The sequence below is a fragment of the Pantoea sp. EEL5 genome, assembly GCF_049892805.1.
GTDB classification, from domain to species: Bacteria; Pseudomonadota; Gammaproteobacteria; order Enterobacterales; family Enterobacteriaceae; genus Pantoea; species Pantoea ananatis.
Map to the genome: position 1 here is coordinate 838,756 of NZ_JBNDNJ010000001.1, position 19,643 is coordinate 858,398.

At 56.6% G+C, this 19,643-nt stretch carries 18 protein-coding genes; 8 read left to right on the forward strand and 10 right to left on the reverse strand.

All coding sequences use genetic code 11. The features are described from left to right. Window positions 1-9: 9 nt before the first annotated feature. Both ACPXSQ_RS04070 and ACPXSQ_RS04075 read right to left on the reverse strand, forming a co-directional pair. Window positions 10-1,143, reverse strand: a complete 1,134-nt coding sequence (locus ACPXSQ_RS04070; protein WP_112900080.1) for a mechanosensitive ion channel family protein — start codon at window positions 1,141-1,143, stop codon at window positions 10-12. Window positions 1,144-1,240: 97 nt separating this feature from the next. Beyond that, window positions 1,241-1,975 carry a flagellar brake protein gene (locus tag ACPXSQ_RS04075; protein ID WP_015700524.1) on the reverse strand — a complete coding sequence of 245 codons (735 nt, stop codon included), beginning with the start codon at window positions 1,973-1,975 and terminating at the stop codon, window positions 1,241-1,243. A gap of 211 nt (window positions 1,976-2,186) precedes the next feature. Here ACPXSQ_RS04075 and ACPXSQ_RS04080 point away from each other — a divergent pair, with 211 nt between their 5' ends. Next, window positions 2,187-2,435 carry a GlsB/YeaQ/YmgE family stress response membrane protein gene (locus tag ACPXSQ_RS04080; protein ID WP_013025436.1) on the forward strand — a complete coding sequence of 83 codons (249 nt, stop codon included), beginning with the start codon at window positions 2,187-2,189 and terminating at the stop codon, window positions 2,433-2,435. Between the two features lie 72 nt (window positions 2,436-2,507). Here the strand turns inward: ACPXSQ_RS04080 and treA are convergent, their stop codons facing one another. Beyond that, the gene (gene treA / locus ACPXSQ_RS04085) at window positions 2,508-4,193 is read right to left on the reverse strand and encodes an alpha,alpha-trehalase TreA (protein WP_015700523.1); all 1,686 of its coding nucleotides are present in this window, start codon (window positions 4,191-4,193) and stop codon (window positions 2,508-2,510) included. Between the two features lie 211 nt (window positions 4,194-4,404). Between treA and ghrA the strand changes: the two genes are divergently transcribed. From ghrA to ACPXSQ_RS04100, 3 genes are read left to right on the forward strand one after another with little or no spacing between them, the layout of a single operon-like run. Further along, window positions 4,405-5,346, forward strand: a complete 942-nt coding sequence (gene ghrA / locus ACPXSQ_RS04090; RefSeq protein WP_042677776.1) for a glyoxylate/hydroxypyruvate reductase GhrA — start codon at window positions 4,405-4,407, stop codon at window positions 5,344-5,346. Between the two features lie 37 nt (window positions 5,347-5,383). Continuing rightward, the gene (locus ACPXSQ_RS04095; protein ID WP_064352640.1) at window positions 5,384-6,121 is read left to right on the forward strand and encodes a phosphatase; all 738 of its coding nucleotides are present in this window, start codon (window positions 5,384-5,386) and stop codon (window positions 6,119-6,121) included. A 27-nt stretch (window positions 6,122-6,148) separates the two neighbouring features. Further along, window positions 6,149-6,718, forward strand: a complete 570-nt coding sequence (locus ACPXSQ_RS04100) for a TorD/DmsD family molecular chaperone (protein ID WP_145031736.1) — start codon at window positions 6,149-6,151, stop codon at window positions 6,716-6,718. A gap of 1 nt (window position 6,719) precedes the next feature. On the opposite strand, the gene ACPXSQ_RS04105 is transcribed toward ACPXSQ_RS04100, so the two are convergent. Beyond that, a complete protein-coding gene (locus tag ACPXSQ_RS04105; RefSeq protein WP_426142869.1) occupies window positions 6,720-8,081 on the reverse strand; it encodes a CoA transferase in 1,362 nt (453 codons plus the stop codon). Between the two features lie 47 nt (window positions 8,082-8,128). Then, window positions 8,129-9,013 (reverse strand): DMT family transporter, encoded by an 885-nt coding sequence (locus ACPXSQ_RS04110; protein WP_014606084.1) that lies wholly within the window; start codon window positions 9,011-9,013, stop codon window positions 8,129-8,131. Between the two features lie 189 nt (window positions 9,014-9,202). On the opposite strand from ACPXSQ_RS04110, the gene ACPXSQ_RS04115 reads away from it, so the two are divergent. Beyond that, on the forward strand, window positions 9,203-9,925 hold the full coding sequence (locus ACPXSQ_RS04115; RefSeq protein ID WP_014593482.1) for a glutamine amidotransferase: 723 nt from the start codon (window positions 9,203-9,205) through the stop codon (window positions 9,923-9,925). On the opposite strand, the gene ACPXSQ_RS04120 is transcribed toward ACPXSQ_RS04115, so the two are convergent. Then, window positions 9,913-10,476, reverse strand: coding sequence for a class I SAM-dependent methyltransferase (locus ACPXSQ_RS04120; protein WP_019105667.1), 564 nt, complete (start codon window positions 10,474-10,476; stop codon window positions 9,913-9,915). The two genes, ACPXSQ_RS04115 and ACPXSQ_RS04120, sit on opposite strands and share 13 nt — an antisense overlap. 235 nt (window positions 10,477-10,711) lie before the next feature. Here ACPXSQ_RS04120 and exaC point away from each other — a divergent pair, with 235 nt between their 5' ends. The 3 genes from exaC (at window position 10,712) to ACPXSQ_RS04135 (ending at window position 14,276) form a co-directional block, all read left to right on the forward strand. Then, a complete protein-coding gene (gene exaC, locus ACPXSQ_RS04125; protein ID WP_014606082.1) occupies window positions 10,712-12,232 on the forward strand; it encodes an acetaldehyde dehydrogenase ExaC in 1,521 nt (506 codons plus the stop codon). Between the two features lie 176 nt (window positions 12,233-12,408). Continuing rightward, the gene (locus ACPXSQ_RS04130) at window positions 12,409-12,600 is read left to right on the forward strand and encodes a hypothetical protein (RefSeq protein ID WP_426142873.1); all 192 of its coding nucleotides are present in this window, start codon (window positions 12,409-12,411) and stop codon (window positions 12,598-12,600) included. Window positions 12,601-13,067: 467 nt separating this feature from the next. After that, window positions 13,068-14,276, forward strand: coding sequence for a cupin domain-containing protein (locus ACPXSQ_RS04135; RefSeq protein WP_210523566.1), 1,209 nt, complete (start codon window positions 13,068-13,070; stop codon window positions 14,274-14,276). A 198-nt stretch (window positions 14,277-14,474) separates the two neighbouring features. On the opposite strand, the gene ACPXSQ_RS04140 is transcribed toward ACPXSQ_RS04135, so the two are convergent. The 4 genes from ACPXSQ_RS04140 to ACPXSQ_RS04155 form a co-directional block, all read right to left on the reverse strand. Then, a complete protein-coding gene (locus tag ACPXSQ_RS04140) occupies window positions 14,475-15,164 on the reverse strand; it encodes a DUF4440 domain-containing protein (RefSeq protein ID WP_210523565.1) in 690 nt (229 codons plus the stop codon). A gap of 57 nt (window positions 15,165-15,221) precedes the next feature. After that, on the reverse strand, window positions 15,222-16,184 hold the full coding sequence (locus tag ACPXSQ_RS04145) for an alpha/beta hydrolase (RefSeq protein WP_426142876.1): 963 nt from the start codon (window positions 16,182-16,184) through the stop codon (window positions 15,222-15,224). A gap of 124 nt (window positions 16,185-16,308) precedes the next feature. Then, window positions 16,309-17,781 (reverse strand): glycoside hydrolase family 1 protein, encoded by a 1,473-nt coding sequence (locus tag ACPXSQ_RS04150; RefSeq protein ID WP_210523563.1) that lies wholly within the window; start codon window positions 17,779-17,781, stop codon window positions 16,309-16,311. Between the two features lie 10 nt (window positions 17,782-17,791). After that, window positions 17,792-19,639, reverse strand: coding sequence for a beta-glucoside-specific PTS transporter subunit IIABC (locus ACPXSQ_RS04155; RefSeq protein ID WP_426142878.1), 1,848 nt, complete (start codon window positions 19,637-19,639; stop codon window positions 17,792-17,794). Window positions 19,640-19,643: the final 4 nt, after the last annotated feature.

The following is a 19,643-nucleotide window of genomic DNA, read 5'->3' on the forward strand; positions in this document are numbered from 1 at the left end:
TCCCGGCGCTTAACGATTCGCGCGGCGTAGCTGGGCCGCGTCGTCATCGGGAACCGGCTTAAGATCGACCGGCGGCAAACTGCCCCCGCTGAATTCGACCTGACGGATCGGGAAGGCAAAGCGTATATTGCGTTCTTCCAGTGCCGCCATCAGCTGCAGGTTAATTTCCTGTTGAATATCCATGTACTGGTTGTAGTCGGCACTCAACACAAAATAGACCACTTCAAACGTCAGCTTCGAATCATCGAACGCCAGAAAATGGGCGCGGTCAAAGCGGGTCATCTCGATGCCCTGAATGATGGTTTTCACCTTTTCACTTATCTCACGTACCTGCTCAGAAGGGGTGGCATAGCTGATACCAAACCTGAACACGATACGGCGCTGCTGCATACGTTTGTAGTTGTGAATCGTTTGCTGCAGCAGAATGGTGTTGGAACAGACGATCTGTTCACCACTCAGGCTGCGCAGGCGGGTGGTTTTCAGGCCGATGTGTTCGATGGTCCCCGCGATGTCGCCAAAGACAATAAAATCACCGTGTTCGAAAGGCTTATCAAAGCCAATCGCCAGTGAGGCAAACACATCACTCAGCACCGTCTGAATGGCGAGGGCGATGGCAATACCGCCCACGCCCAGGCTGGCAACCAGCGCCGTAATGTCGATGCCCATGTTCGATAAAATGGCCAGCAGCATCATGACCCAAACCAGCACGCGCAGCAAAATACCCATAATCACCGTGGTGACAGGATTGCGCACATGCTGCGGATCGCGCAGCAGGCTCTTTAACCACAGACGGATACCGCCGTCGATCCACAGCGTAATCTGCACAATCAGGGCCAGGAACCAGCTGTGCGAGATCGTCGCGCGCCAGGCGTCAGGGAGATCGATAAAGCGCAGGGCGATTAGAAAGGAAAAAATCAGCAGCAGGAGCTGGCTGGTGCTGCGCAAGATCTCGACCAGAATACCGGTAAACCGGGCGTAGCGAACTTCGCTGTAGTGGGCAATGCGGTTAGAGGCAAAACGAATCAGGCTGCGCAGCAGCCAGTAAATGACAAGGGTAGCAACGATAACAATAGCGCTGTTGATCCAGAGTGTTTGATTGAAAAAAATGGACTGAAAATGACGTGAACTGAGCCAGTTTTCCATTGGGGAGATTCTCCTTGCTGGTTCCGGTTAAACGTGAAAGCAAGGGAAAGCATAGCCTGGATGCGCCGCCGGTGCGCGGCGCAGGATAAAGGGCGGATTACTGGAAGCGTTGTGCTTTGTCGCGCGCCTGGCGCTCTAAGGCAAAAATAATCTGCTGCAGCTGCCGCTCCTGATGGGGCTCAAGTGCGGTAAAACGGAAGCTCAGGCGAGGCGTCACTTTCGTCTCATTTTTATTGGTGATAATGCTGCGTTCGCCAATGTGCATAAGCTTAGCGCTGACGTTGAACTGGCCAAATTCCCCCAGTTCGACCTGCAGGCTGCTGAAATCGTCCCCGCTTTTCAGCCCTTCCGGCATCGCCTCTTCCACCAGAACACCAATGCCGCCCAGGGAGAGATCCTGTAAGCGCAGGCGCGCGGCCGTGCCGTCAGGCCACTGGCAATGGCACCAGAACTGCGGCTCCATAGGGGCGCTGATGCGGAAAAATTCCCGACGCTGGATTTGCCACAGTACGTCCGGCAGGGCGGCCTGAAAAGCAGGTAACCCCTCAAAGTCGGTTTTTTCCAGTGCCCCAAGGGCAAATTCGATTTTGGCGCCGTGGGTTTCGGCGAAGACCGTGATTTCGTTGCAGTGCAGCGCGTAGTCGTTATCGAGGTTATTGCTTCCCAGATCAAACACAATGCGCGTTTCATCGGCAGCCAGCATACGGCTAATAAACTGCCCGCGCGAAAAATTCACCAGCAAAGGTGTTTGTAACTGAAGCAGGTCCTTCATCACGCCAAGCACGGCCAGCGTGCCACGTTTCAGATACTGTTCTTTATCGGTTTCTTTCACTTGCTGGCTCCAGATGAGCAACGTTTTTTCACGTAATTATCCTGTTACTACCCGTTCGTTATCGGCGCACAATAATAAAGCTTTAACACAATAACCACTATCATTAACTGCTTGCGCTACATTTTTGGAAAAACGCGACTATACTTGGCGCAGTGAACCGCTTGATTAATCAGGCGATCGCCATTGACTAACCAAAAGGAAGGAGTAACGGATGGGTATTATTTCATGGATCATCTTTGGTTTAATCGCCGGTATCCTGGCGAAATGGATCATGCCAGGTAAAGATGGTGGTGGTTTCATCATTACCGTGATTCTGGGTATTATCGGTGCCGTAGTCGGTGGTTGGATCAGTACCTTCTTCGGTTTTGGCCGTGTGGACGGGTTCAACTTTGGTAGCTTCGTTGTCGCGGTCATCGGTGCGCTTGTCGTGCTGTTTATCTACCGCAAAGTACGCAGTTAACGCAGAACATGATGTAAAAAAAGGGCCCGCAGGTGACTGCAGGCCCTTTTTATATTGGCAATGACCTTGCCGTTATTGTGCGCTGCTCTGCGCCTCGGGAATATCGTGCGCGCTGTTACAGGTTTTCTCTTTCGGGCAATATTTATCCAGCAGCTTCAGCGTCACGCCGTTGGTCCAGCCGAAGCCATCCTGCAGCGGGTATTCACCGCCGCCGCCGCCGCCCAGGTTCGCACCTTCCACCACATATTTTTCGACCAGCTTATGCTCCTTGTCGTAGGTCAGCTGTACGTTACGCAGGAAACGTAAGCCCACCTGCTGCGCCAGTTGAGGTTTCTTGTAGTGCTCCAGGCCTTCTACCGCGACCCACTGCAGCGGTGCCCAGCCGTTAGGCGCGTCCCACTGTTGACCATTGTTCACCGTCGTGGTCACCAGGCCGCCCGGTTTGAGCAGCTGTTTTTCCACCGCGCTGGCGGTGCTGTCAGCCTGTTTGTCGCTGGCAATCTGCATATAGAGCGGAAAGAGCGTGGCAGCGGTGAGCTGCGGATGGATCTGGCGTTTCTTCCAGTCATAGTCCGCGTACCAGCCCTGCTTGCTGTCCCACAGGTAACGGTTAACCGCCGCCTGACGTTTTTCTGCCCGGTCTGCAAAGGCCTTTGCCCGATCGTCCTGTTTGTTCAGTCGATAGGCGGTAGACAGGGTTTTTTCCAGGTGGAACATCAGGCTGTTCAGATCCACCGGGGCCAGTTGGGTGGTACGGATAGTAGCCAGGTTATGAGCGTCGGTGAACCAGCGCGAACTGAAGTCCCAGCCCGAGGCGGCTCCGGCACGCAGCTCGCGGTACATCTCGGCCTTGTTGCGCTGCGGCGCTTTACTGGCCGTCGTAATATCATCCATCCAGGATTCCGTCCGCGGCACGTCGCGCGCATCCCAGTAGCGATTTAGCAACGTACCGTCGGCCAGCTTGATCACCCGTTTGCTGGCACTGCCCGCTGCGACGCTGTCGCTGTCTGCCATCCAGTAGTCGTATTCTTTTTGCAGCTGCGGCAAATAGCGGGTATAGGCTTTGTCGCCTTCATGGGTTGCCAGCAGATCGACCATCAGGCTAAAGAACGGCGGCTGTGACCGGCTCAGGTAGTAGGTGCGGTTACCGTTAGGAATGTGGCCGTAGCGATCCAGCAGGGAAGCAAAGTTATCAACCATGTCCTGGACTTTGTCCCAATGGCCGCTCTCTGCCAGCCCCAACATGGTGAAATAGCTGTCCCAGTAATAAACCTCACGGAAACGTCCGCCCGGCACGACATAAGGCTTAGGCAGCGGCAGCAGCGAGTCGTATTTTCCCACACTGTTAGTGGTGCGGGTTAAAACCGGCCACAGGCCGTTAATATGGTCGCGCAGATTCTGGCCTGCAGGCGGCACATATTTATCGCCGTCGCCAGGCAGGGTAAAATTCGCTGCAACAAACCGTTTTAAATCAAAGCCGCGCTGATTTTTTTGCATCTGCCAGTCGGCAAGAATTGACGAAGGATCGTACTTTGGTACTGCATCGGCAAACGTTTTTTGATCGGGGTAAAATTTCGCCTGTTGAACGGCATTAAACAATGGCCCTAAGCGGACATCCGGCGGCTGCGGTGGATTGTTCAGTAATCGGGATTCCTCTGCCGCCCAGCTGTTGAATACGCTGGCGCTCAGCAACAGGCTGAGCAGGATCGGCGCATGGCGTTGAGGCCGTTTTTTCGTTTTTACCTCAGTGTTCATCATCGGTGTTTCTCCTTGTCCGAAATGCGGCCCTGTGTAACGCATTGACCACCCAACAACTTTAGACCTTAACCACAATTTTCACCCTTAAGTGCGGCGGAAATGTGAAGCGGCATGAATTATTTATTTGCGGTATGTTAGAAAAAAGGCATTTTTTAGGGCTTCGCTTGCCCTTGTGCACGTTTACCCTAGGCGGGAATAAAAGGAGAGCAGTATGGAGATTGTATGGTTTCATCCGTCGCAGAGCGCAACGGACTGGATACATGGCCTGCAGCAGCGTTTACCCCAGGCCCGCGTGCGCGCGTGGGCACCGGGCGACAACGCGCCCGCAGACTATGCGCTGGTGCGTTCGCCACCGCCTGAAATGCTTCGTGGCCGCCACGCGTTAAAAGGCGTATTTGCACTGGGCGCAGGCGTGGATGAAATCCTGCGGCAGCTGGCGCAGCACCCGGATATGCTCACGGACAACGTTCCGCTCTATCGCCTGAAAGACACCGGCATGGCGCAGCAGATGCAGGAATATGCGCTGTGCCGCGTCCTGGGCTGGTTCCGACGCTTCGATGACTATCTCCAGCAGCAGCAGTCGGCCCAGTGGCAGCCGCTGCCTTCTTACCCGCGCGAAACCTTTCACATCGGCATTTTAGGTGCAGGCGTACTCGGGCAGCAGGTCGCCGAAACGCTTAAGGCGCGGGGATTTCCGGTGCGCGTCTGGAGCCGTTCTCCGAAGCAGATTCCCGGCGTAACCAGCTTCGCTGGCGCGGCGGCGCTGAATGACTTCCTGCGCGAAACCCGGGTGCTGATTAACCTGCTGCCCAGCACGCCCGAAACGCGCAATCTGATTGATCATAAACTGTTGCAGCAGTTGCCGCAGGAGGCTTTTTTCCTTAACCTCGCCCGTGGCGATCAGGTCGTGGAAGCTGATTTACTCGCTGCCCTTGATCGCGGACAGTTGAAGGGGGCCGCGCTGGATGTGTTTCAGACTGAACCGCTGCCTGCCGATCATCCCTTATGGTTCCATCCGCGCGTAACAATTACCCCTCACAATGCGGCGGTCACCCTGAAAGAAGAGGCGATGGACTTTATTGCCCACGCTATCGGGCAGCTCGAAAGGGGTGAACATCCTCAGGGCCTCGTCGATCGTCAGCGCGGCTATTAATCACTGATGCCTTAACCGGCCTTTGCAGGAGCAGACAATGTATCCGGTAGATCTTCACATGCACACGGTTGCCAGTACCCACGCTTACAGCACGCTGCACGACTATGTGGCGCAGGCAAAACTGAACGGCCTCAAGTTGTTTGCTATCACCGATCACGGTCCGGACATGGCCGATGCACCGCATTACTGGCACTTCGTTAATATGCGCATCTGGCCACGGATCATTGATGGCGTGGCGATTCTGCGCGGTATCGAGGCCAATATTAAGAACCAGCAGGGCGAGATTGACTGCTCCGGACCGATGCTGGAATCGCTGGATCTCATTGTGGCGGGCTTTCACGAAGCGGTTTATGCGCCGCGCGATCTGACACAGAATACCGAGGCGATGATTGCCGCCATGGCGGGCGGGCTGGTTCACATCATTAGCCATCCCGGCAACCCAAAATATCCCGTCGATATTCCCGCTATCACCGAAGCCGCCGCGCACTACAATGTGGCGCTGGAGCTGAATAACTCCTCCTTTACCCATTCCCGTCCGGGCAGCGAGCCCAACTGCCGGGCGATTGCGGAAGCGGTCGGCAAAGCGGGCGGGCGGCTGGCCTTCGGCTCCGATTCCCACACCGCTTTCACCCTCGGCAACTTCGAGCACTGCCTGCGGATTGCCAGAGAAGTGGATTTTCCCGAGGATCGCGTGTTAAATGTCACGCCGCGTCGCCTGCTCGATTTTCTGGAACTGCGTACCGGCAAACCTATCGCCGAGCTGGCTGACTTTTAATTTATCTCCCTCAAGGAATGTTGACGCATGAATGAGTTTTCCATTCTGTGCCGTATTATTGGCTCGCTGTTTAACCGCCATCCGCAGGATGCGCTGCTGGCCCCGCTGTTTACGCTGATTCGTGAAGGTAAACTGGCGGCACAGTGGCCGCTGGAGCAGGATGAGCTGTTAACGCGCCTGCAGCAAAACAGCGATCCGCAGGCGCTGGCGGCAGACTACGATGCGCTGTTTGTCGGCAGTGACTGCAAGGTATCGCCGTTTGCGTCACGCTGGCCGGAAGGAAAGCTGGAAGCTGATATTCGTGCCTTTTTGACCGCGCGCGGTATGCCGCTGGGCGAGGCGCCTGCCGACCATTTCGGTGGGCTGCTGCTGGCGGCATCCTGGCTGGAAGATCAGTCTGCGGCCGATGAAAGCGCCGCGCAGCTGGCGCTGTTTGACGTGTACCTGATGCCGTGGTGCGGCACGTTTCTCGGCAAAGTTGAAGCCCATGCCAACACGGCGTTTTATCGTACGCTGGCGGTGCTGAGCCGTGAGGCGATTCAGGCCATGTATGATGAGCTGGTGGAAAGCGCCAGCGAGCAGGGCGACGACGCCTGAATCACCAGTGCGCCGGATGCGTGCCGGGCGGGTTGCCGGGCGTGGCGCACTGTAATGTGGTGCCGGGCAGCCAGACGGCGGATCGTAACCGGACGCCAATGCCCCACGGCGTAAGCTCAATGCAGGGCTGGTTGTCGCAGAGCCGTGGCGTAATGCCGGTCTGCGGTTCATTCAACCCATAACGGTGTTGCTCAAGCAGCCAGGCGGTACGCGCCAGCGACAGCCGCGTCTGATTGCCGCAGCCGTGCTGCAGGCGCTGACGCAATCCTGCCAGAACCGCGGCGGCCATCAGGTAGCCAGTGGCATGATCCAGCGCCTGTACCGGAAGCGGTACCGGCGCATCATGCTGCTGCCATCGCATTCCCTGTTCGGCAATCCCGCAACTCATCTGCACCAGACTGTCGAAACCGCGCCGGTTGCGCCACGGTCCCTGCCAGCCCCAGGCATTTAAACTGACGTCGACCAGACCGGGGCTCAGGGCCTGCAGCGATGCCGCATCAAATCCCAGCTTTTCCAGTGCGTCGGCGCGGTAGCCGTGCACCATCACATCGGCCTGTTTCAGTAACCAGATAAACTGGGCGCGGTCGGCTGGCTGTGTTAAATCCAGCACGGCACGGCGTTTGCCGCAGGCAAGCTCTTCGTCCACACCGGGTTCCTGCCAGCCGGGCGGATCGATCCGTAAAACGTTTGCCCCCAGGCTGGCCAGAAAGCGCGTCGCCACCGGGCCTGCAATGATACGGGTCAGATCCAAAACCTTGATGCCAAGTAACGGACGCGCCGCGGGCAACGCCCACGTGACCGCGGGGCCGTCGGCCAGGGTTTCTCGCGCGAAGAGCGGTTCATGTATGACGGCCATCCCCTGTGGATGCTGCTGCCATGCCTCGGCACTGCGCATCTCTGCCGCGCAGCCGCCTGCCTCAATCACCGCCTGTTCCAGCTCCGTGGCTTGCCACTGCGCCACTTCCCGTGCCAGTGCCGCGCGATCCGGGTGACGGCCAAGCACGCGTTCCATTGCCAGCCGATGGTGCGGAGCATTGGTGTGCAGGCGGATCCAGCCGTTGCGGCAGGCATAATCGCCGGCAAAGGGATCCCACAGCGCGGGCGCAGCGCGATTAAGCGGCATAAAACTGTGCTGAAACCAGCGTGAGGCCAGTCGGACGTTAACCTGCGGACGGGCAGGACGATTAAGCAGGTCGGCCACGCCCTGCATCGCCAGACCCAGGCTGGTGGCCGCCAGTTCACTGACGGCATAGGCGGAGGAAAAGGTGGCGTGGTCGGTAAAAACAGGCAGCATTTGTGGCGCATGATTGCCGTGCAATCCCTGCCACATCTGCTGCCAAAGTGCGTTAGCCAGATGATTCATGCAACAGGCTCCTGATAAGGGCGATGCCTGAAGCATAGCATGTGCCCTTAACGGCGTCGCAGGCGAGGAAAGCGTGCGTGCATGCGCAGATTGCGCAGGTTAATCACCGCAATCGTCGTGCCCAGAATGACCAGCGAAGCGCCAATAATTTTGAAACTGTTCAGGCTGTCGCCCAGCACCACGATGCCCATTAAGACCGCCAGCACCGGCGTCAGCAGCGAGTAGGGCATGATCAGGTTGACGTTGTATTTCTTCAGTAGGGCATACCATAAGGTGTACGCCACCACGGAAGAGGCAATGGCACTGTAAAGAATGGCAAACCAGCCGCGCCAGCCAGCATGTTGCAGCGCATAGAGCTGATGAGACTCCAGCATCAAGCTGGCGGCCCCCACAATCGGCAGGGCCAGAAAGGCGATCCAGCCGGTCAGCGTCAGGGGTTTAATCGGCGGCGATTTTTTCACAATCAGGTTGCTGATCGCCCAGCCCGTGGCGCTGCACAGCAGGATGCACAGTACCCACCAGGCAGGAATGGTGGGGCTACCAGACAGCACCACTACACCACTTAGCGAGATCATAATGCCGATCAGCTGAATCAACCGCAGCTTCTCTTTCAGCACCACCATCGCCAGCAGCATGGCAATCGGCGTACCCAACTGCACGACAATCGCGCCCGTTCCGGCATCGGTAAAACGCATACCGACGAACAGGAGAGAGAAGTGCATAAACCCAAATGTGAAGGCCAGCAGTAGCAACCAGGGAAACTGCTGGCGGTTAATGCGGCAAAACGGCACCAGCACAATCGCCACGACCGCAAAACGCATCCACGTAAGAAACAAAGGCGGTAACTCAACTAAACCCCATTTTACCGCCACGTTATTAAAGGCCCAGATAGAAACCACCATCAGAACCATAAAGAAATGCCGCACTGCCACAATGTTGTCCTTTAAAAATAAACCCGATACCTGATAATCATGGCACGAACCCACGACGTTCTGGCAATGATTAACATTTTTTATTTAGTTAAGCAGGAAATAAAGCTCAAAAAATTCATAAGACATTTACAACAGTTACTGTCAGACTGATATTCCGAAACGCCAACCCTTTTGAGGATCCGATTCGGTATGATTTCTGCGCCTGCATTGCCCCTTGCCTTGATTCAGTTAGACGTTCCCCCCGCCAACGTGGTCGAGAAAATCGGTGAACAACCGGTATGGTTTATTGATGCCCTGAATTTACAGCCTGATGATTACGTTATTGTCCGTCCCCATCTGGGCGAAACGCTGCCGCAGTTTACTGATATTTCCGGTGCGGTGTTAAGTGGTTCCTGGGCAATGGTGACCGATCATGCTGACTGGAGTGAACGCACAGCGGCCTGGATTCGGGCAGCGATGGAGGCGCGTCTGCCGCTGCTTGGCGTCTGCTACGGCCACCAGCTGATGGCTTATGCACTGGGGGGAAAAGTAGGCGACAACCCTAATGGCTGGGAACGCGGTCTGATGACGTTAACCACCACTTCTCAGGCCCGCCACGATCCGCTACTGGCCACGTTGCCGGAAACCTTCGAGGCCTGGCTTTCGCATCGCCAGTCGGTGATGACGCCGCCCGCGCACGCCACCGTGCTGGCCGTTTCGGACATGGACGGCTGCCAGGTCTTGCGCTATTCAGCCTGTGCGCTGTCGGTGCAGTTTCACCCGGAGTTTGATCGCCGCATTATGGATGCATGCCTGCCAGAAAATGAGGAAAATGACGGAACGGAACTGCAGGGGGCGGACTGGGCGCGTAGCCTCTTATACCATTTCTGGTTGCAAACGCGCCCGGCGGTTAAAAGCGCTCAGGGCGCATAGTGACGGGTACAACGATAAACCCAGGCCGGCGGAACGTTTTTTAACACCCGCTGGCGCTCCCAGGTAAAATAACGAGACAGATCGGGCTGGGTGAGCGACGTGTACTGAAACTGCACAAAAACGCCGTTCGGCCCCAGGGCATGGTACACCGCCTGTAGGATGGCATCCCGCAGTTCCGGCGACAGCGACAGCAGCGGCAGGCCAGAGAAAATGGCATCATAGCTGCCGTTCAGGTACTCGGCCGAACAGGTCCGCACCGTCATTCGCTCGTCATTCAGCGCGCTTAACTTTTGCGCCAGCGCGCTGCTGATTTCAAATACGTCCAGCGTCGCGTTCGGTGCCATCTGCGCCAGCAGACGACGCGTCAGAACGCCATCGCCCGCGCCCAGTTCGGCAACCCGCAACTGACCGCTCCACGCCACCGAGTCAACCATGGTGCGACACAGCGCATCAGAGGAAGGAGTAATGCTGCCCATTTTGCGCGGATTACGAATGAACTGGTGGACGAAATCTGCTTTAGCGCGCATTAAGGTGAAAGCCGAAGCTAACATGCTGACATACCTCCAGAGTAAACATATCCCCATATTGACCCCATCGTGCCTAAAAGTTTCCAGATAACTGGCGAAGCGGCAAAAAGTCGGAATTATCTGTAGTGGGCCCAACGGGGATTTTCCTTCGTCGCGGTCACAGTTTAAGGACAACAAACCTGTCAGGCTGGCGCTGATCTAATATGTTAAAAATAGGTTTCATAGTTGTTTCACATCTTACTGCGTAAGGAGATTCAACATGCGCTATGCCGCTCCAGGAGAATCCGGTTCTCTCATCACGCTGCAAAAGCACTATGGCAATTTCATCAATGGGGAGTTCGTTGCGCCGGTCAATGGCCACTACTTCACCAATACCTCGCCCGTTAATGGTTCAGATGCCGGGGCGTTTCCCCGCTCAGACAAGGCAGACGTCGATAACGCGGTCGCTGCCGCTGCCGCCGCGGCGGATGCCTGGGGAAAAACCTCGCCTCAGCAGCGCGCCCTGGTGCTGCTTAAAATCGCCGATCGGCTGGAAGAGAAGCTGGAATACCTGGCGGTAAATGAAACCTGGGACAACGGTAAACCGGTTCGTGAAACGCTGGCCGCCGATATGCCGCTGGCGGTGGATCACTTCCGCTATTTTGCCGGTTGTGTCAGGGCGCAGGAGGGCAGCGCGGCGGAGATCGACGAATTTACTGCCGCCTATCACTTTCATGAACCCCTGGGCGTGGTGGCGCAGATCATCCCGTGGAACTTTCCGCTGCTGATGGCGGCATGGAAGCTGGCGCCAGCCCTGGGGGCAGGGAACTGCGTGGTGCTCAAGCCCGCGGAGCAAACGCCGCTGTCGATTACCCTGTTTGTTGACCTGATTAAAGATCTGCTGCCGCCCGGCGTGGTCAACGTGGTCCACGGTTATGGTAAAGAAGCGGGTGAGGCGCTGGCCTCCCATCCGGGCATTGCCAAAGTGGCATTTACGGGATCGACGGCGACGGGCGGCCATATCCTGGAACTGGCGGCGAAAAGCTTGATTCCGTCTACGGTCGAACTGGGCGGGAAATCGCCGAACATCTTTTTCGAAGATATCATGCAGGCCGAAGAAAGCTTTATTGAAAAAGCGGCGGAAGGGGTTGTGCTTGGCTTCCTGAATCAGGGTGAAGTCTGTACCTGTCCGTCGCGGGCGCTGGTACAGGAGTCCATTTACGAGCCCTTTATGGCGGCAGTGCTTAAACGCATTAAAACCATCAAGCGCGGCGATCCCATGGATACGGAAACGATGGTGGGCGCGCAGGCTTCTCAGCAGCAGTTCGATAAAATTCTTTCCTATCTGGAGATCGCCCGTCAGGAAGGGGCCGAGGTGCTGATCGGCGGCGGTGTTGAGACGCTCGATGACACGCTGGCCAGCGGCTACTACATTCAGCCGACGCTGCTGAAAGGCAACAACAGCATGCGGGTATTTCAGGAAGAGATCTTTGGCCCGGTGGTGGGCATCACCACCTTCAAGGATGAGGCAGAGGCCATCGCCATTGCCAACGACTCCATCTACGGCCTGGGCGCGGGCGTCTGGACACGGGATATCAACCGGGCCTACCGCGTCGGGCGGGCAATCAAAGCCGGACGTGTCTGGACGAACTGCTATCACCTTTATCCCGCTCACGCGGCCTTCGGTGGCTATAAAAAATCAGGTATCGGTCGCGAGACGCACAAGATGATGCTTGATCACTATCAGCAGACGAAAAATCTGCTGGTAAGCTACAGCATCCAGCCGCTTGGCTTCTTCTGACCCTGTGCGGCGTGCCTTGTGCGCGCCGCTATTTTCCGTCTGTTGGCTGTCATATAGGCGTAATCTGCTTGTGACAGGTTAGTTAACAGCTATTATCGATCTATCGCAGCGAACATGCCGAACCTAAGTTGACTGTATGACCTGCTTCACTATGGATAACGGAACAGAGACAAGTTATGCAAAATCCTTATGAATATCTGAGTCTGATGGATGATGTGCTTGATGGACCGGAAGAGAGCATCATCATTGTTAATTTGCCCGAACGCCACCGGGCTTACCCGTTTTGTCCGCTGCAGGCTGAAGGTGCCGCCGCCTCAGCCCGCGCGCCTCAGGCCGAAGCCAGTCCGGGTCAGCTTAGGTTCTTCTAGCGGCATTACCCTGTCGTCTGGCCTGCTCAGTGTTTGCCGGCCGGGCGCACAGTGCGCATTAAGGCCTTTCCCTTTACAACCCCTGCCGTTTCACTCGCTGCGCGCCATGCCCCGAACGCTGCTGGCTGCGACGGAATTATCCTCATCAGAGCGGTTCATTTCTGACTTGCAACAGACAACGCCTCAGCCTGAACCTGTAACGAAGTATGATCGGCATTGATATTGCCGTTACGCGTGAAAATGATCCTTTCGTGCCAGTTATGAGATTGAACCAATAAGAAAAGTTAACGCTTCCTCAATCACCGGTAAAAAGGCAGCACGGGTTGATAATTCCCGTACCCAATCGGCCATGCGGATGTCATCAAAATTTACATATCCCATAAATAAAATTTAACTTAGCCCGCTATAAATTTCTTATGACAGCGCATGTCGTCGAATTTATCAGCAAGGAACGAGGTATTTTATTAATGAGTAAATTAACCCGAAGAAGCTTTATGGCCTTTGCGGCAGGCGGCACGGTCGCCCTGGCGGCCGGGCAGGTTCACGCACATGACAGCATTCAGTCCTTTTCCGGCGCTGGCAGAGATCCCGGCCCGCACGATCCCATCCGCGAAGCGGAAAATCCTGACATCGTAAATCCTCCGCCTACCGACAGCGGCACATTGCCAAACCTGCGCTTTTCCTTCAGCGACGCGCACGTGCGTAAAAGCAGTGGCGGATGGACCCGTCAGGTCACCCAACGTGAGCTCGGCGTCTCCACCACCATTGCGGGCGTGGATATGCGTCTCAATGCCGGTGGCATTCGCGAGCTGCACTGGCACAAAGAGGGCGAATGGGCCTATATGACCTATGGCAATGCCCGCGTCACGGCGTTCGATACTGACGGCACCTGGTTCGTGGACGATATTGGTGCGGGTGATCTATGGTATTTCCCGCCGGGCATTCCGCACTCTATTCAGGGGCTGGGGCCGGACGGCTGCGAGTTTCTGCTGGCCTTTGATGACGGCGGATTCGATGAAGACAGCACCTTTCTGCTGTCCGACTGGTTCAAACACATCCCGCCCGAGATTCTGGCCAAAAATTTCAAGGTGCCGGTCTCAACCTTTGCCAAACTGCCCTCGCCTGAAGATGAATACATCTTCGCCGCGCCGGTGCCCGGCAGCCTCTCATCCGTGGCGGTGAAAGGGGCAACCCAAGCCAAACGCACCTTTACGCACCACATGCTGGCGCAGGAACCGATCAAGGCGCCGGGCGGCACGGTCAGAATCACTGACTCTTCGATCTTTAAGGTTTCAAAGACCATCGCGGCCGCGCTGGTGGAGATCGAACCTGGTGGATTGCGCGAGCTGCACTGGCATCCGAACAACGACGAGTGGCAATACTACCTGGAAGGCGAAGGGCGCATGGGCGTGTTTGCGTCGTCAGGGCAGGCCAGAACCTTTGACTACCGGGCAGGGGACGTCGGCTATGTGCCGTTCGCGATGGGCCACTATGTTGAAAATACCGGTAAGGGGCCGCTGCGTTTCCTGGAGTTATTCAAAAGTGATTATTACGCTGATATTTCCCTGAATCAGTGGCTGGCCGGTACGCCGCGCGATTTGGTGAAAGAACATCTGCAGCTTGATGATGCCTTTATGGATGCGCTGTCGCTGCAGAAAAACCCTGTGGTGAAATAACGCTCATGGCCGCATGTCGGCCATGATTGTCACAGATTGTGGGTCTGTTTTACGGCTGCGTGGACAGCCCACGCTTTTTCCCCAAACCCCAAACCCCAAACCCCAAACCCCAAACCCCAAACCCCAAACCCCAAACCCCAAACCCCAAACCCCAAACCCCAAACCCCAAACCCCAAACCCCAAACCCCAAACCCCAGACTATGACCAGGCGGCTGCCGTGCTGCCCTGATGAAAAATCATCTGCCAGCCATGCGCTGCGGATAAAACCCAGTGGGACGAACGTAATGCGGCACGGCTGCCGTCTGGCTGCGCGGTGCGGTAAAGCAAAATGGCATGCTGGGTTCCGACCTCCATCAGTTGAAAGTCGCTGCTGATAATGGCCTGCGCGTTCTCTTCATTCATTAGCGCCGCGATGATTTGCTCACGGTTCAGCAGCGTGCCTGAAAGGGTGATCTCTTTAAATTCGGGATGCAGTCTCTGGTCAAGCCACGCTAGATCGTGGCGCTTTTCATGATGCAGGCTGCATTCCAGCACCGTCAGGGCCGCCAGCAATGCGAGGTGAAGCACACGCTCATCCTGACACGGCGCGGAGTGATGAATCACCTCAACCTGTGAGTCAAGCTGAATCGCGGGATAATGTTCCTGCATTCCGGCCAACAAGACTGCATCGGGCCATTCATCACCTTTGCCCAGATAGTGCGCGACGGATGACAGCGGCATGGTCACCACCTGCGCTACATCAACGATCACCCAGGTCGCAGGATCCTCGTTACTGACATAGCAAAGTGGGCCCGGCGTAATCTTCTGTTCCTGCCAGCGAATCGTATGGCGTTTTTCCCCCGCCCGCAGCGCTGTCATCAGGCGGGGTACAATGTTGAGCATTTGCATCACGTAGCTCCGTGCGTTAACGGCGTTGCTCAACCCTGGCAGGATATGCGTCGCCCATCAACCTGCCGGGCAGGGATTAAAGCGCGACAGCCAGCACTGACGCAGTTCCCTGGCCTGCAGGGAAACGGCGGCCGTGTCGCTGGCATGGAAGCCATGAAAGGCACCAGGCCAGACGTGCAGCTCGACGGCAACGCCGGCACGGATCAGCCGTTGTGCATAATCGAGGTTCTCATCCAGAAACAGGTCCAGCGTGCCGACGCCGATCCAGACAGGGGGAAGCCCGGCAAGGTTGCTGGCGCGTGCCGGTGCGGCATAAGGCGAGATCGTTTCGCTGCCGGGTTCCTCGCCCAGCAGGGCGGTCCAGCCAATACGATTATATTCGCGCGTCCAGACAAACTCGCCAGTCACGGGATTGGGATGTGTTTCCGTCACCGTGCGGTCATCCAGCATCGGGAACATCAGATTCTGGAAGGCCAGTTTTGGGCCATCGCGATCCCTTGCCAGCAGCGCCAGCGAGGCGGCCAGTCCGCCACCGGCGCTGTCGCCCATTAAGCCGATATGAGCCGGATCGATGCCCAGCCTGTCGGCCTGGCTTACCATCCAGTTCAACACCGCATAGCCGTCCTCCAGCGATCCGGGAAACACCGTTTCCGGTGACAGGCGATAGTCCACCGAGACCACCACGCAGTTCTGGCGCAGCGCCGTGGCACTGGTCAGTGAAAGCGACTGCTCCGGGCTGCCGAACAGGTGACCGCCGCCATGAATGTGCAAAATGCCCATGCGCTTTTCGGCGGCGGTTACGGGCGTTATCACACAGACTCTGACGGGGGGACGATAGGGAAAATCAATCTGCTGCTCATGGATGTGAAGCCCAAGGTCGCGATAAGACTGAACCTGCTTAACGGCAGCATCCTGACGCTGTTGGCGCAGTGCCACAATCGTTTCAGGCGTGAGTGCCAGCGGCGCGCTGTTTGCGAGAATGGGAAGTAACTCGGGATCGACTAAATGCAGCGTGTTCAAATCACTCCTCTCCTGAGGCTTAAGTGGCAGTGAGCCGCTCTGCCGGGATGGACGACAGAGATTGAAATACACTGACCTGCTGACAGCGCCTGTCAGCAGGTCACCTCAGTGACGTTTAACCGGGTTAGCGGCGGAGGTCTTCGCCATTAGAGGCAATCAGTTTTTTATACCAGTGATAGCTCTTTTTCAAGGTACGTTTCTGACTACCGTTGCCCATATCATCCTGATCCACATAAATAAAACCGTAACGTTTAGACATTTGACCGGTCCCGGCACTCACCACGTCGATCGGCCCCCACCAGGTATAGCCAAAGAGCGCGACGCCGTCGGCAATGGCTTCTTTCATCTGTTCGACATGCTGGCGCAGGTAGTCGATGCGGTAATCATCATCAATGCTGCCGTCGGCCTTAACGGTATCCACCGCGCCCAGACCGTTTTCGGCAATAAACAGTGGCTTCTGATAACGGTCATAAAGCTGGTTCAGCGCCAGCCGCAGCCCTTTAGGATCGATTTGCCAGCCCCATTCACTGGTTGCCAGGTGCGGGTTACGTATTCCGCCGGTAATCAGGTTGCCCTGCGCGCCGGTCAGCTTTTCGGGATGGGCGCTGACGGTGCTGGACATGTAATAGCTGAAGGAAACGAAGTCTACCGGATGTTGCCGCAGGATCTCATCGTCACCCACGGCTTTGCTCAGCTGAACGCCTTTCTCCGCCAGCATTCTGCGGGCATAAGCCGGATAGTAGCCGCGCGCCTGCACATCGCTAAAAAACAGCGAAACGCGCTGCATCTCTTCACATGCCTGTACGTCATCCGGATGACAGGTATGCGGATAGAGGATCTGATAGCTAATCATACAGCCCACCTGAGAACCGGGAATTATCGCGTGGCAGGCCTTAGTGGCCAGCGCACTGGCGATAAACTGATGGTGCGCGCCCTGATATTTATCCTGCTCCAGATGAGGATGACCTTCCTCGATCACGCCGACGCTGACGTAAGGATGATGCTTCACGCAGTTAATCTCGTTAAAGGTCATCCAGTACTTCACCTTGTTGCGATAGCGGGTAAAAACCGTGGTGGCGAATCGCACGTAGAAATCCACCAGCTGGCGATTTGGCCAGCCGCCGTAATCCGTCACCAACGCCAGCGGCATCTCGTAATGCGACAGCGAGACAATGGGTTCGATTCCGTGCGCTAGCAGCGCATCCAGTACCTCATCATAAAACTGCAGGCCTGCCTCGTTAGGTTCGGCTTCATCGCCGCGCGGAAAGATACGCGTCCAGGCTATCGACATCCGGAAGCATTTAAATCCCATACCGGCGAACAGCGCGATATCCTCCCTGAAATGGGTGTAAAAGCCGTTGCCTTTGCGCTTGGGATAATACTTTTTACTGTCCGGGTTCTGCGCCTCTTCAACCTGCGCATGCGTCATGCTAAGCCACTGATCCAGCCACTGCGTGGGCGGTGTGGCCGCGTCGAAGGTATAAACATCGGACACCGATAACCCTTTGCCGCCGATATTCCATGCGCCTTCAAGCTGATTCGCGGCGGTCGCACCGCCCCACAAAAATCCCGCTGGAAAGGTCGTTGAACTCGTCATGTTTTGCTCCTTAAACCGCCGCGGCGGTGAGTGTCAGAAAGGCCTCGCGACTGGCGATATGCCCGGTAGCTTTCACCGGACGAATCTCGTCATAGCGCTCGCTGTTGGTCACAATGACGATCACGCTCGGATCAATGTTCTCCGCCTGAAGCGCGGCCAGATCGAAGGTGACTGACAGATCGCCCGTGCTGATCCACTGCCCGGGCTGGATATGGCTGGTGAAGTGGCGGCCGCCGAGTTTGACGCTGTCGATGCCAATGTGGATCAGGATTTCCACGCCGGTATCGCTTCTGAGCCCCAGCGCATGGTGAGTTTCAAACAGCGACTCGACGTGGCCGTCCACGGGAGAACGTAGCTCGCCACCAGAGGGATAAATAGCCAGCCCTTTGCCAAATATCTCATCGGCAAATACCGGGTCCGCCAGCGCATTCAGCGGTGTGATCTCACCACTGGCAGGCGCAAAAAGCGTCTCGGGTTCGTGGCGCCTGGCGCCGGATGCGGATGCCTCATCGGCGGCGGGCAAGTGGGCAGATTCATCAAAGCCCAGCATCACGGTGAGCAGGGCAGCGCTGCCGAAGGCGATCGCCAGACTGAGCAGGGCATAGATAAAGGTCGGGCCGACCAGCGCGGGGATGCCAGGCAGCCCGCTGAGCGCAAATGCATAGGTTTTTACCCCCATCGCCATCGCGAATGCGCCGCCGCAGGCCCCGCCGAGCAGAGCGGCGGCAAACGGGCGTTTGTAACGGATGTTGATGCCGTACATCGCGGGTTCGGTAATGCCCATCGCGGCGCTGAAGCTGGTGCTGAGCGCCAGTGACTTAAGCTTTTTCTCTCTGGCCCGCAGGAACACGCCGAATGCCGCACCGGCCTGGCCGAGATTCGCAACATAGAAAAGGATTTTAAACGGATCGAAACCCAGCTTGCTGATGTTGTGGATCATCACGGGCACTAGCACATAGTGCATGCCGGTAATAATAATCAGCGACAGGGTTCCGCCCACCACGATGCCCGCAACCATCCCCATGTTTTCAACCAGCCAGATAATGCCGCCGGTCAGCGCGTTGCCGGCAAAGATCCCCAGTGGGCCGATGGCGATAAGCGTGACAGGCGTGACGATCAGCAGGCTCAGAAGAGGAACAAACATGGTTTTCAGCGAGGCGGGCATCACGCTATCGATCAGGCGTTCCACGTAACTCAGTAGCCATATCGACAGCAGCACCGGAATCACCGTTGAGGCATAGTTCACCGCTGGCACGGGTATTCTCAGGAAGTGGATCGGCTCACCGGCGTTGAACAGGGTTTGCAGGGCAGGGTGAAACAGCGAGGCCGCCAGCGCGACGGCAACGTAAGGGTTGGCACCAAACCGCGTTGCCGCACTGAACGCCAGCGCCAACGGCAGGAAGTAAAATACGCCATCGCTAATCGCCAGCAGGATCTGATAGCTCTGATTGTGCGGTTCGAGCCACTGAAAAGCCACCAGCAGCGCCAGGATCCCCTTGAGAATCCCTGCGCCAGCAATGGCGGGAATAATGGGCGAAAAGATGCTGGATAACCCTTCCAGCACTGCCGAGACCGGATTGCGGCGCGAGGTCGGGCGCGGCGGACTTTCTTTTAGCGATAGCTGGCTCATCAGCGCCTTGTACAAGGGTTCGACCTCATTGCCGATGATCAACTGAAACTGATCCCCAGAGAGGTTTACGCCAATAACGCCCTCCAGCGCGTCCAGCGCACCACGATCAGCCAGGCTGTTATCTTTAAGTAAAAAACGCAGGCGGGTAATACAGTGAAATAAAGACAGGACGTTATCTTTTCCGCCAATCAGGGTAATAATGCGTTGAGCGGTTTTGTGATAATTCATAAAT

Coding starts and splice junctions, on each gene's coding strand:
- ACPXSQ_RS04070 (WP_112900080.1), bottom strand. CDS start 1,143: ATGGAAAACTGGCTCAGTTCACGTCATTTTCAGTCCATTTTTTTCAAT.
- ACPXSQ_RS04080 (WP_013025436.1), top strand. CDS start 2,187: ATGGGTATTATTTCATGGATCATCTTTGGTTTAATCGCCGGTATCCTG.
- treA (WP_015700523.1), bottom strand. CDS start 4,193: ATGATGAACACTGAGGTAAAAACGAAAAAACGGCCTCAACGCCATGCG.
- ghrA (WP_042677776.1), top strand. CDS start 4,405: ATGGAGATTGTATGGTTTCATCCGTCGCAGAGCGCAACGGACTGGATA.
- ACPXSQ_RS04095 (WP_064352640.1), top strand. CDS start 5,384: ATGTATCCGGTAGATCTTCACATGCACACGGTTGCCAGTACCCACGCT.
- ACPXSQ_RS04100 (WP_145031736.1), top strand. CDS start 6,149: ATGAATGAGTTTTCCATTCTGTGCCGTATTATTGGCTCGCTGTTTAAC.
- ACPXSQ_RS04105 (WP_426142869.1), bottom strand. CDS start 8,081: ATGAATCATCTGGCTAACGCACTTTGGCAGCAGATGTGGCAGGGATTG.
- ACPXSQ_RS04115 (WP_014593482.1), top strand. CDS start 9,203: ATGATTTCTGCGCCTGCATTGCCCCTTGCCTTGATTCAGTTAGACGTT.
- ACPXSQ_RS04120 (WP_019105667.1), bottom strand. CDS start 10,476: ATGTTAGCTTCGGCTTTCACCTTAATGCGCGCTAAAGCAGATTTCGTC.
- exaC (WP_014606082.1), top strand. CDS start 10,712: ATGCGCTATGCCGCTCCAGGAGAATCCGGTTCTCTCATCACGCTGCAA.
- ACPXSQ_RS04130 (WP_426142873.1), top strand. CDS start 12,409: ATGCAAAATCCTTATGAATATCTGAGTCTGATGGATGATGTGCTTGAT.
- ACPXSQ_RS04135 (WP_210523566.1), top strand. CDS start 13,068: ATGAGTAAATTAACCCGAAGAAGCTTTATGGCCTTTGCGGCAGGCGGC.
- ACPXSQ_RS04140 (WP_210523565.1), bottom strand. CDS start 15,164: ATGCAAATGCTCAACATTGTACCCCGCCTGATGACAGCGCTGCGGGCG.
- ACPXSQ_RS04150 (WP_210523563.1), bottom strand. CDS start 17,781: ATGACGAGTTCAACGACCTTTCCAGCGGGATTTTTGTGGGGCGGTGCG.
- ACPXSQ_RS04155 (WP_426142878.1), bottom strand. CDS start 19,639: ATGAATTATCACAAAACCGCTCAACGCATTATTACCCTGATTGGCGGA.